Source organism: Synechococcus sp. H55.7 (genome assembly GCF_047462395.1).
Classification (GTDB): Bacteria; Cyanobacteriota; Cyanobacteriia; order Thermostichales; family Thermostichaceae; genus Thermostichus.
Window position 1 is genome coordinate 1 of sequence record NZ_JANSJD010000035.1, and the last position, 12,116, is coordinate 12,116.

Annotated in this window: 10 protein-coding genes; 1 reads left to right on the top strand and 9 read right to left on the bottom strand. The window is 59.5% G+C overall.

What is annotated here, in order from left to right; translation table 11 throughout:
• Nucleotides 1–120: 120 nt before the first annotated feature.
• Nucleotides 121–2,067: an alpha-1,4-glucan--maltose-1-phosphate maltosyltransferase gene (locus tag NW851_RS12620; protein ID WP_414338964.1), complete on the top strand. Its 1,947-nt coding sequence runs from the start codon at nucleotides 121–123 to the stop codon at nucleotides 2,065–2,067.
• A gap of 19 nt (nucleotides 2,068–2,086) precedes the next feature.
• Here NW851_RS12620 and NW851_RS12625 read toward each other — a convergent pair whose 3' ends face one another.
• From NW851_RS12625 to trmFO, 9 genes are all read right to left on the bottom strand, one after another.
• A complete protein-coding gene (locus tag NW851_RS12625) occupies nucleotides 2,087–2,929 on the bottom strand; it encodes a universal stress protein (protein WP_414335360.1) in 843 nt (280 codons plus the stop codon).
• A gap of 101 nt (nucleotides 2,930–3,030) precedes the next feature.
• The gene (locus tag NW851_RS12630; protein ID WP_414338968.1) at nucleotides 3,031–3,885 is read right to left on the bottom strand and encodes a hypothetical protein; all 855 of its coding nucleotides are present in this window, start codon (nucleotides 3,883–3,885) and stop codon (nucleotides 3,031–3,033) included.
• Between the two features lie 79 nt (nucleotides 3,886–3,964).
• A complete protein-coding gene (gene ispE, locus NW851_RS12635; RefSeq protein WP_414335376.1) occupies nucleotides 3,965–4,882 on the bottom strand; it encodes a 4-(cytidine 5'-diphospho)-2-C-methyl-D-erythritol kinase in 918 nt (305 codons plus the stop codon).
• 124 nt (nucleotides 4,883–5,006) lie between these two features.
• Entirely contained in the window at nucleotides 5,007–5,459 is a 453-nt protein-coding gene (locus NW851_RS12640; protein WP_414338971.1) for a hypothetical protein, read from the bottom strand.
• A 57-nt stretch (nucleotides 5,460–5,516) separates the two neighbouring features.
• Nucleotides 5,517–7,532 carry an FHA domain-containing protein gene (locus NW851_RS12645; RefSeq protein ID WP_414335366.1) on the bottom strand — a complete coding sequence of 672 codons (2,016 nt, stop codon included), beginning with the start codon at nucleotides 7,530–7,532 and terminating at the stop codon, nucleotides 5,517–5,519.
• Nucleotides 7,533–7,675: 143 nt separating this feature from the next.
• Nucleotides 7,676–8,233, bottom strand: a complete 558-nt coding sequence (locus tag NW851_RS12650; protein ID WP_414338973.1) for an FHA domain-containing protein — start codon at nucleotides 8,231–8,233, stop codon at nucleotides 7,676–7,678.
• 348 nt (nucleotides 8,234–8,581) lie between these two features.
• Nucleotides 8,582–9,055, bottom strand: a complete 474-nt coding sequence (locus tag NW851_RS12655) for a hypothetical protein (RefSeq protein WP_414338976.1) — start codon at nucleotides 9,053–9,055, stop codon at nucleotides 8,582–8,584.
• Nucleotides 9,056–9,295: 240 nt separating this feature from the next.
• Nucleotides 9,296–10,507, bottom strand: coding sequence for an acetate kinase (locus NW851_RS12660; protein ID WP_414335372.1), 1,212 nt, complete (start codon nucleotides 10,505–10,507; stop codon nucleotides 9,296–9,298).
• 131 nt (nucleotides 10,508–10,638) lie between these two features.
• Complete coding sequence (gene trmFO, locus NW851_RS12665; RefSeq protein WP_414335374.1) at nucleotides 10,639–12,006, bottom strand: FADH(2)-oxidizing methylenetetrahydrofolate--tRNA-(uracil(54)-C(5))-methyltransferase TrmFO; 1,368 nt, start codon at nucleotides 12,004–12,006, stop codon at nucleotides 10,639–10,641.
• Between the last annotated feature and the right edge of the window lie 110 nt (nucleotides 12,007–12,116).

Sequence of the window (12,116 nt, forward strand, 5' to 3'; positions counted from 1 at the left end):
AGTTTGCGGAACAGCTCAATAAAGTGTACTGGGGAAAGGCTAAGCTTTGGCATGATTCTAAGTGCATTGTCTCATGCGGCGGTGCACCTCTAGAAATTGAAAAGGGGCGAGGTTAACCCTATGTGGCCAGCGGAAGGTCGACAACGGGCCATCATCGAGGCGGTGACGCCGGAAATCGACGGTGGGCGCTACGCCATCAAGCGAACGGTGGGGGAGTACGTGGTGGTGGAGGCGGACATCTTCGCCGATGGCCACGACCAACTCTCGGCGGTGCTCAGTTTTCGCCAGGCCGGGGCAACAGACTGGGAGGAGCTCTTCATGGAGCCCATCGGCAACGACCGCTGGCGGGCCCAATTTCAGGTCACACAAATCGGCCAAGCCTTTTACCGCATCTTGGCCTGGGTGGATCCTTTCCAAACCTGGCAGCAGGATCTGCACAAGCGGGTGGCTGCCGAGCAGGATGTGGCGGTGGAGCTGTTGATCGGGGCGGAGCTAGTGGAGCGGGCCGCCCAGGCTCAAAGCGGGGATCTGGCGGCAAAGCTGCGCAACTACGCCCAAATGCTCCGCCAAGGCGGGGATCCGGCTATCGAGATCGCCCTTTCCCCAACCCTGGGATCCCTGATGCAGCTCTACGGCGAGCGCCGCTTCGTCACCGCCTACCCGGAGCGACGGGTTTGGGTGGATCCGGAGAAGGCCCGCTTCAGCACCTGGTACGAGCTGTTTCCCCGCTCCTGCGGCCCTGACGAGCACACCCACGGCACCTTCCAGGATGTGATCGCCCGCCTGCCGCTGCTTGCCGAGATGGGCTTCGATGTGCTCTACCTGCCCCCCATCCACCCCATCGGGCGCACCTTCCGCAAGGGCAAAAACAACGCTATGACTGCGGAGCCTGATGACGTGGGCTCTCCCTGGGCCATTGGCGGGCCAGAAGGCGGGCACAAGGCCATCCATCCGCAACTGGGATCTCTAGAGGATTTTCATCGCTCGGTGGCGGAGGCCAAAAAACTCAACATCGACATCGCCCTGGACATCGCCTTCCAGTGCTCGCCGGATCACCCCTATGTGAAAGAGCACCCGGAATGGTTTAGAAAGCGGCCCGACGGCACCATTCAATATGCGGAGAACCCGCCCAAGAAATATCAAGACATCTACCCCCTCGACTTTGAGACGGAAAACTGGCAGGCCCTCTGGGAGGAGTTAAAAAGCGTTATCGAATACTGGATCGACCAGGGAGTCACCATCTTTCGGGTTGATAATCCCCACACCAAGGCTTTTGGCTTTTGGGAGTGGTGCATCGGCCAGATCAAGGCCAAGCACCCGCAGACAATCTTTTTGTCTGAAGCCTTCACCCGCCCCAAACTGATGAAATCCTTGGCCAAGCTGGGCTTCACCCAGTCTTACACCTATTTCACCTGGCGCAACGACAAGTGGGGCCTGACGGAGTACTTCACCGAGCTCACCCAAACCCCGATGCGGGAGTACTATCGCCCCAACCTCTGGCCCAACACGCCGGACATTCTAAACGAGTTCTTGCAAAAGGGGGGACGCCCGGCTTTTATGCTGCGCCTCATCCTGGCGGCCACGCTGGGGGCCAGCTACGGCATCTACGGCCCCGCTTTTGAACTCTGCGAAAACCGTCCCCTCCGCCCCGGCAGCGAAGAGTATCTGGACTCGGAAAAATACCAAATCCGTCACTGGGATCTGGACGCACCGGATAACTTGCGGCCTCTGATCGCGCAGGTGAACCGGATCCGACGGCAAAACCCGGCTTTGCAAAGCGACTGGAGCCTTGTGTTTCACCCCACCGACAACGAGGCCCTGATCTGCTATTCCAAGCGCACCTTTGATGGCAGCAACCGCATCTTGGTGGCGGTCAACTTGGATCCGTTTCACATTCAATCCGGCTGGGTCACCCTCAACCTGGGGGCTTTGGGTTTGGAACACTGGCAAACTTTCAAGGTGATCGACCTTTTGGATGGCCAGCAGTATTCCTGGCAGGGATCCACGAACTACATCAAGCTGGATCCCTGGACGATGCCAGCCCACATTTTTCTCGTCGAAAGCTGAACAAAGATCTAGCAGTCGGTCAATCTTTCTCTTGGGCCGAGCGCACCATCAGCACGGGGCAGCCGATGTGGACCCGCACATAGTCGGAGATGGAGCGCCCCAGCAGCCGATCCAAGTCGGGGATGCTGCGGGCAATGCTGGGCCGGCGATCTGGGGATCCCATCACCAGCAGGTCGGCCTTGCTCTCTTCCGCCAAGCGGACGATCTCGGTGCCGGGATCCCCGACCGCCGTAAACACCTGGTGGCCGATTTGGCGGCTTTTGAGGGTGGCAATGGCTTTGTCTATAACCTCGTCCCGGCCTTGGGCATCGGCATCCAGTTGTACCGAGGCCAGAAAAATCTGGGCCCCTGAGATGCCGGCAACCAGATCCAGGGCCGTGGCAAAGGCGACCTGGGCGGCAGGAGAGTTGTTGAGGGCCACCATGACATGGCTGGGGTACTTGACGTAGGCGTCGTCTTTGACCAGCAGCATGGGGCAGGAGGCGAGCTGGAAGACGTATTGGCTGACCGAGTTCTGCAAAATGGCCATGATGCGGTTGCGCCCGCGGGATCCCATCACGATCAGGGGATTGGGCAGGGACTCGGCCACCTGCAACACCACCACCTTGGGATCCCCTTCCACCAGTTGAGTGCTGATCTTCAACCCAGGCCGCGGGGGAAAGGTCTGCAGCGTCTGGGCCAACAGCTCCTGTCCCTTTTGCCAGGCAGCGCGCATGTCCTCAGCAGAGGTCTGGGAAGGCACCGCATGCAGCAGGGTTACATGGCACTGGGCAAAGGCCGGCAAAGATAGCAGCGTGTGCACCATTTGCTCGGTGGGGCCGCTGCCGTCGATGGCGGCAACGATGTTTTCAAAGCGAGGCATGGGATCCGTTCTCCAGGCCAAGGTTTGCCAAGTCTCATCCTAGATCTGCCTCTGCCGATCCCTGTTGCCGAGGTGGATATCCCGCAACATTTTGTTGAGTTTTAGTAACTTAGCCACACATAGCCGGTGAAGCCACCGCCGGCATTGGTGTTGCGGCCTGTCAAAAACTGAAACCCCCCTAGCCCCAGGGTCAGCCCCTCCTCTAGGCGCCAGTTGAGCTGGCCGGAAAGCTTGAGGTTGCTGTAGTCGGGATCCTGCACCGCCACATCCCCAAAGAGGAGCGGGGCGCCGTTGCCAAGGGTGAAGTCGCCATCCAAAGCAACAATGGCCTGCACCTCAGGGCTGAGATCCGTCCCAAAGGTCAAGTTGGCCTTGAGACGGTCGCCGGGGTAGCCCAGGTAGTCCCGAAAGGTCAGACAGGAGTCGAAAAAGGCGGGCAGGGATCCCAGCTTGCCTGAGGCGGCCAGGCCGGCGCTGAGGTCGTAGCCGAAAACCCCATAGCCCAAGGGCAGGGGGGTGTTCTGGGTGGCATATCCCGGCGGGATCAGGGCCGTCAACTGGGCCGAGAAAAAGGGATCCCCCTCTCCCCAGGTGTGGCGCAGGCCCAGCTCCAGATCCCGCAGGCCCTGGTTGCGCTGGGTAACGGTGTCAGCCCCGCTGGCAAAGCGATTTTCCAGGAAAACGTAGCTGGTGTTGAGGTTGAGGGTGAGGCGATCGCTGAGGCCGGTTTCGCCAAACAGGTTGAGGCGGGTCTCGCCGTACTCGGAAAGGGCCTGCTGTAGGCGTCCCCCCTGGTCAAAGCGGGTGCGGGGTTGGTACACCTCGGGCTGGAGCGAGAAAAACGTTTTTCCTGCCCCGCGAGGGAAGCCGCAGCCGGCCCAGGCCGGCGGCTCCCACCCCCCCAAGACAAGGCCCAGGCCCAGCAGCCAGCTTCTTGCCATTGCCAAAGGCTTCATCTAGGGATCCCTCTCGACGGCGCCGCCGAGGAGGATTGTACCTGCAGAGCTCCGTTTTGGGCCTTCGTCTCCATCCACCCTAGCTGGGGCTGAGGCTGCAGGGATCCGGCTCCAGCACAATTCCGGTGGGGGCAAACTGCGTAACCCAAAACTCCACATCCTGAAACTGGCGACGCAGGCTGTCGCGGGCTTGGGCGGCCAGCTCTAGGCTGGGCATGATCCCGAAGACCGTTGGCCCCGACCCCGACATCAGAGCTCCCAGTGCCCCTGCCGCCAGCAGCGATTGGCGCAATTCGCCCACAATCGCATACTCCGGCAAAACCACCTGTTCCAGGTCATTGCGCAAACTCCTGGCCAACGCCGGCAGATCCTGACGGCTGAGAGCCGCCAACACCTGCGGCAAGGTGGGCAGTGCAAGCCCCAAGCTCTCCTGACGAGAACGAAAGGCCTGATAAGCCCAGGCGGTAGAAACCCCCAGGTGCTTGGGTTTGGCCAAGAGCACCGGGATCCCTTCCCAATCGGCCAGCGGCTCCAAAACTTCCCCGCGTCCGGTGGCCAGTTGCGTTCCCCCTTGTACACAGAAGGGAATGTCGGATCCCAGGCGGGCTGCCAAGCTCTGCAACTCTCCCACCGTCAGGCCCAAGCCCCACAGTTGGTTCAACCCCACCAAAACTGCCGCCGCATCAGCCGAGCCGCCTGCCAAGCCTGCTGCCACCGGAATCTGCTTTTCGAGGCGAATCTCCACTCCCATAGTGGCCTGACACTCTTTTTGCAGCAGCTCAGCCGCTTGGTAGGCCAGGTTGCGGGCATCTGCCGGCACTTCTGGGCGATCGCAGGTGAGGTGGATCCCGTGGGGGCAGCACTGCAACTGGACACGATCTGCCAACTGAATGCTCTGCAGCACCATCGCCACCTCCGAATACCCATCCGGACGGGATCCGAGGATTTCCAGGTAGAGGTTGATCTTGGCGCGAGCCATCAGGGTACAGGCTTGCATGGGGCAAAACTCTGGGTTAGCAACAACTCTCAACTCCCCTCAGCCTGTACAGACCTGTTCAAAACCCAGGCTTATCCGGGGAGCTCTTCCAGCCCGATTCTAACGGCAATGGATCCCTCCAGCTCTAGTTGCCGGAGCGAGGCCATGGCCCCAGCCACTCTCCACCGCGAAAGCGCCAGCGGGGAAACAAAATCCGCATCACCACCCAAGCGCTGAGGTAAAGGCAAACCCAGACCACGCTGTAGTGGAGAATAAAATCCCCCAGGTCAAGCCGTTGGCTTGGGATACGGGGAAGGCCCACCAGCCTCAGGACTGTGCCCAAGAAAAGCCCTTCCCAAATGCCGGCCAAAAGCTGCAGGATCCCAGGCCAATCGTGATCCCACATCCACCCCATCAAATAGTTGTACACGACATCCCAAACACAGCCAAACAGACCTACGTAGAACAGCACCCAAAAATAGATGAGGCTGCCGCCATGTCCGGTGAGACCAAAATAAAAGGGTAAAGTCGCTAAAACACCTACCGTAGCTAACAAAAAAATGCGGGTTTGCCAACGGCCAATGAGAGTTGGTGTCATTGTTTCCTCCAGTTTTGTTGGCCAAAATCGCTAGTTCGTTTGGCTTCAGTTCAAAGGCTAAGGGCTGAGGTTCAAGGCCCACTTGCACCACTGCCACAGGGATCGGATCCCTTCCAGACCTTTAACGCCTGGCGCCCGCAGCCGAGCCAGGTGCTCCACCGAGCGATGGGCGCAGTACTGCAAGCCCAAAAACGTATCCACCGGCGCATAGGGCCCACCCAAGGTGATGATCCCGGCAGCATACATCCGCCCATCCCGGTTGCGCATCTCCACCAGCTCAAAATCGTTGGAAACATGTAGGCGTCCGTGGGGATTGAGGGGCAGATTGTAGCGGGTAATCAGGTCGTTGAGGAGAGGATGGGTCATGGGATCCGAAACCAAGCCCGTGCAATCGATAACGAAATCGGCTTCCACCTTCAATTGGGTGTTGTTGTGGGTACCTCGAATGTAGGTCACCGGCTTGCCCTTGTCGCCGAGAACCACCGATTCCACCTTGCCAAAGACAATCGAGTACCAGCCCTCCCGCAGCCCTTGCCGCACGATCCGCCGCCACTTGCGCCGGCTTGCCGTTGTGGTGCCGCCCCAGGCTTCCAGCAGTTCGCGCCGTTCCAGGGGGGTTGCTGCTTCCAATTTGGCGCGCAGAACCCCGCCCCAAGTGCCTTTGGGCCAGTTGAAAGGCTGAAACTCCCAATGGTTTTCCACCGCCCGTTTGGCCCGTCCGAAGCGATTGCCGCCTTTGGGCGCACGGCTCAGATGCACCACCGAGATGCGGGGGTTGACTTTGCGGGCTTGGTAGAGGCGCTCCATCACCTGGGAAGCGACGATCCCAAATCCGCGGATCAAGACCGTGCCGCCCTGTTTTTCCAATTGCTCATAAACGTGATCATGGGGCTCGTATCCATGTACTACAGATTTCAAATCTCCTGTTTGTTCCCGAAACTCTTGCAGGTCGTTGAGCAATTTGATAGCCGGATACCCAGTCGCCAAATGCAGGTACTTGGCCACCATAAAGCGGTGATCTGGGTGGCCGGGGCGCGTTGCCGAATAGGCCACCACATATCGCCCATCCTCCGTTTTGCGAATGGCGCGAATATGGCCGTAACAAAGCATTTGATCCCAGCCAATGCGAGCCGCTTCCCGATCCATCGAGGCGAATACATCCCCCGCCCGCGGCGTGTAAGTATCTGCCAGCAAAGGTTCACTAAACACCTGCCACAAAAAGCCAAATGCTTCCAACAATCGGCCGGAGAAAAAAGAGCGCCAAGCATCTCGCAAGGCATAGCCGGGCCAGCCCCAAATGTTGTCCGGGCAAGAATCGGAGCCGGAGCGAATTCGCTTCCAACGGGGGATCTGGCAGTTGGTCAACAGCCGTTCATACCGTTCGTAGGGTTTGCGGGCAATGCTGATGACGCGGATGTGTTCGGATCTGACCCCATAGATGCGCAGGGTATCCACCCAGACAAAGCTGCCCATACCGCCGCCCAACGCCAAATAGAGGGTCTCCTCCACGGGTAGGCCGGTGGCTTTGAGAGCGCTCAGGGCAATTTGCTCGGCTCGAAACAAGTCCGGTGGCGGAAAGTCTGAGCTGGCCCGCACCTCGGGGAGTTGCTCCGGGGCGAAAACCACCGTGGAAGCCGGGGGAACCTCAAATGCGGTGTCGGGTTGGGTGGCCGGGCGAATGAGGTCGGTGCGGGGCTCCAGCAAAAGGGTAGGGGTGCCGATCAACAGGGTGGCGTTGGGATCCCTCAGCAAACTGACGGTGATGCTGTAGGGGCCGAGCTCCACCACTTCCCCGCCCTGCAGCACCCGGCGTGCTTGTCGGATTTTTTCCCCATTGATGCGGCTGCCGTTGGCACTGCGATCCTCGTAGATGACCTGGCCACCCTCACCGAGATAGATAAGGGCGTGGTAACGGGAGATCTCCTGGCTGGCAAATACCGCTCTGGCCACTTCTTGCCCCTGCCATTCCTGTGGCAATTGGGCCAGCTCTCTGCCCAAGGCGAGAGGCAATGGAAAAATTGGCTCCTGCTGTTCTTCGGTGATGGGATCTTCCCAGCTCAGTTGAATTTGCATAGCTTTTGTTCACCTCTGTAAATCGTGACGAGGCCATCGAGAACAACACAGAACAACGTAACCTCACGAGTCACCTTGGACTTGGCTTGGGATCCCTTTTGCAACTGCTGGGATCCAGGAGAAAAATGGAACGGTTTGGTTCTCTAGGCAGGAGATTGAGAAGCCTTTTCAGCCTCTGGAGGAGGGATCACCAGCGAAGCACTCAAAACCAAATGTCCGCAATAGGGGCAATTTTGGCCCTGATATTCCGGGGGCAGGTAGTGAGGGTTTTCCAGGCGGCTGCACTTAACCTTAAGGGTGTCCAAAGTGCCACGGCTCAGGGGCACCCCTTGATCTTTCCTGGCAGCCTCTATAGACTTCACGCCCAGCACAATACGCCCCAATTGGATTTGGCTATTGGCCTCAAGCGCAAGCTCTTCCTGAATGATTTTTCGGCCATTCACCCAAATGGGGTTGGGCTGCTTAGGCGGCAAACGATCCCGCGTCAAGTTGCGAATGTAAAACTTTAGAGTTTTGGGATCGAGATAAAGCCCGGCATGCATTCCTGAAACCGAGCGAGTTGGGTCGTTGAGCACCACATCGCAGCCGGGATCCCGCCCGATGGTGACCAGCTTGGCGAGGACGGGCGAAACCGTTTGAGATCGGCGCCGGTCGGCTTCGGCCCATTCCAAAGTTAGTTGATACACAATTTCATGCTCCATAACCCAAGGCCTCCGTTCCTCGTGATCGACTTCAGCTTATCGAAAGGTCAGCTCCGGAAAAACAGAAGATGTCTTTTTTGTCAAAATTGTTATTCTTTGAGTCAACTGAAACCTATCCCCCTGAACAGAGGTTCGTGCTGATTGAGATCACCGGAGTTGAGCTCTCCGAATCACATTCCTGCTGAAGACAGCGTCCAGACGCTCCGCGCTGCCGCAGGTGAGCGTGTCCAGCCCTTCTCCCATCAGGGGAGATTGGGATCTACAAGCTGTTGGTTGACTGCGTTTGGCAGTAGGCCCAAGTCTGCAAGCACAGAGGTCTGATCTTATCGACTCCACACCGTACCTTTTTCAAAGCACTCCACTAAATGTGAAACTGCCGCTGCCCAGCCGCTCCTGCCGATCGAACACACTGATGGTGAGCTGATGGGATCCCGTTTGAGTGAGGGTAAAGCGATTTTGGGTTAGGGTCAGCCCTGTCACGGTGCAGGTGGTGGCCCCCACGAAGCAGCCGGGCAATTGAGCAGCGTCGAAAGCCCCTAAAGTAACGAAATTGCCTAGGGGAGTGGTGACGGAAGCCAAAAAGGCGTTGGAACCCCGGATCCCAGCCGGAGCTTCCACCCGGAAGGACACCACAAAAGTTGGAGTTTGCCCCACCGAGATGGTGCGCGGGGAGAGATCGGTGATGGTGAGGGAGGGGGCCGGTATCGGCGGCGGCAAGGGTAGGGGATTGCTGCTGTCGGTTGTCCCCCCGCATCCTGCCAAAACGGCGCTCAGGAGCACCAGCAAGGGGATCCGTCTGTGTGTGTGTTGCGCAGGCTGCATCGTTTCCCATGACCTCAAATGAGTTTGGTTTTGAGTTTAGGGCATCCCTCACCCCCGGCCCCTCTCCCAGGGGGATGACCCTCACCCCCGGCCCCTCTCCCTGGGGGAGAGGGGAGCTGTAAAGATGGGGGCAGTGGGATTGGCCGGAAAAGGTTCGACTCCTAGCCCAGGGGTTATCTCGACCGAGCCGGTCATCGAAAAGGAGAAAATCGGGCCGAAAGAAACCTTAGGATCCTTTGCCTATTCTCCTTGCAAGAGTCTCTGGCAGGCTGTGGCCATGGCCCAGTCCTCTTGGGCTGAGATCACCAGAACCCGCACCGGAGCATCGGAAGTGCTGATATCGCAGTTGCGGGGCGATCCGGCATTTAAAACCGGGTCGATTTGGATCCCCAAAAAATTCAGATCTGCACAGGCTGCCGCCCGCACCGGCGCTGAGTTTTCCCCAATTCCTCCAGAGAACACCAGCGCGTCCAAGCGATCCAGGCTCATGAGCATGGCCCCAATTTGGCTGCGCAGCCGGTGAACAAACAGATCAAAAGCCAGCTCGGCGCGGGCATGGCCGGCTTCCATTGCCTCCAAGATGACCCGCATATCGCTGCTCAGGCCGGAAACGCCCTTCAGCCCTGATTCTCGGTTCAAGATCCGATCCAGTTCATCCACGCTCATGCCCTGGCGCAACTGATGGATGAGAATGCCCGGATCCACCGACCCCGACCGGGATCCCATCATCAAACCCTCCAGAGGGGTATAGCCCATGGTGGTATCCACGCTTCTGCCTCCGCGAATGGCGGCCAACGAACAGCCGTTGCCCAGGTGACAGGTGATCAGCCGCAACTCTGCCAGAGGTCGGCCCAAGATCTCGGCAGCGCGGCGGGCGCAATGCTCGTGGTTAATGCCATGAAACCCGTAGCGGCGGATCCCTTGTTCAGCCCAGGCATAGGGGAGGGGGTAGAGAGCCGCTGCCGGAGGCATTTGTTGGTGAAAGGCCGTGTCGAAGACGGCCACCTGTGGGATCCCCGGCAGCAGTTGACCCAGCAGACGAATGCCGGCCAGCGCGGCAGGGTTGTGGGCCGGCGCCAAGGGGATCAATTGCTCGATCGTCCGTTCCACCTCCGGCGTAATCAAAGTGGGCTGCCGGTACAGGGATCCCCCATGCACCACCCGATGGCCAACGCCGTCGATCTCACCTGCCTCTGCCAGCAGGGATCCCTCCCCTTGCCAGAGGCTTTGAAACAGCGGGGCCAATTGGCCGATCCCCCCTTCGGGTGAAGCGGAGGGAAAAGGCTCCCACCCACCGCCTCGCCGGCGAGTTTGGATGAGGGCCTCCCCCGGCTTGTAGGTGAAATCCACCTGGGCTTGCCAGATGGGGGCGGCCTCCACCTTGCCCTCAACCGTCAGGAACAGAGAGGATTTGAGGCTGCTGGAACCGGCATTGATAACCAGAATATTCACAGCGTGTTTTCCACAAAGGACTCCGTCCCGCCAACGCAATCGGCCTCTGCAGGGCTTATCTGTGCAATTTCAACTTAACCCTCAATCTCGGCTTTGACTTCATGCAACCGTTGGAACTGCCCGCAGCTCCCTCAAGCACTTTGCGCTTGGCGCACCAGCCCGGTTGCCGTCAGAGCAGCCAAAGCCCGATCCCGGTAGCGGCCATAGCGCTCCTGCTTGTTGCGGAGCTTCCGCCCCTCCAGCTCTGGCAGCAGGCCAAAATTGGCCGGCATCGGCTGAAAATGCCTGGGATCGGCGCTGCTGATGAATTGAAACAGGGATCCCATCATCGTCTCAGGGGGCAGCGTGATCAAGGGCAGCCCCAAGGCCAGGCGGGCAGCGTTCTGTCCGGCCAGCCACCCTCCCGCCACAGCACAGGCATAGCCTTCGGTGCCCACCAACTGGCCGGCGGCAAACAGCGTCGGTCGGCGACGAAATTGCAAGGTTGGCCACAAAAGCTGGGGCGAATTCAAAAACGTATTGCGGTGCATCACCCCAAAGCGGACGAACTCCGCTTGTTCCAGGCCGGGGATGAGCCGAAAAACCCGCTGCTGTTCTCCCCATTTCAAGTTGGTTTGAAAACCCACCAGGTTCCACAATTGCCCTGCTTTGTCCTCTTGTCGCAACTGCACCACCGCGTGAGGACGGGATCCCGTGCGCGGATCCACCAAGCCCACCGGCTTCAAAGGGCCAAAACAGAGAGTCTCTTTGCCCCGGCGCGCCATTTCTTCAATCGGCAGGCAGCCCTCGAAAAACTTGCGCTCCTCCCGCTCAAAATCCTTGAGGGGCGCCTGCTCCGCCGTCACCAGCGCCTGCCAAAACCGTTCGTACTCCGCCTCCGTCATAGGGCAGTTGAGATAGGCTGCCTCCCCTTTGTCGTAGCGGGAAGCCTGAAACACCACCGCCCGGTTCAAGGAATCCCCGGCGACAATGGGGCTAGAAGCATCGAAAAAGCTCAGGTATTCCAGGCCCGTAAAGGCTTGCAGCGCCTTAGCCAGGGGATCGCTGGTCAGAGGGCCGGTACAGAGGACGGCAATGCCCTCCGGGATCTCCGTCACCTCCTCCCGGCGCAGAGTGATGCGGGGATGGTTTTGAATGGCTGCCGTGAGAGCCTGGCTGAAGCGGGCCCGATCCACCGCCAATGCCCCTCCTGCCGGCACGGCATGGCGATCCGCCGTCGCCATCACCAGGGATCCCAGTTGTCGCAGCTCTTCCTTGAGCAGCCCTGCCGCCCGATCGCTGGCCGCAGCCCCAAAGGAGTTGCTGCACACCAGCTCCCCCAACTGATCGGTGTGGTGGGCCGGGCTCTGGCGCACGGGGCGCATCTCCGAAAGGAGGACAGGCAACCCCAACTGGGCGATTTGCCAGGCGGCCTCTGTCCCCGCCAACCCCCCGCCCACCACATGAATGGGGGCAGAGGTTTCTGCCGGTGCAAGCGCTGGGCTGGCTGGATGGCTCATCGCAACCTCCGAGAAGACCCTCAACCTTAAACTTTAACGTAAGGTGCGGAATTCCCCACCCGGGTGGGGATGGATAGCACCCTCTGACTGATTCTGGATGTATTGCTTCA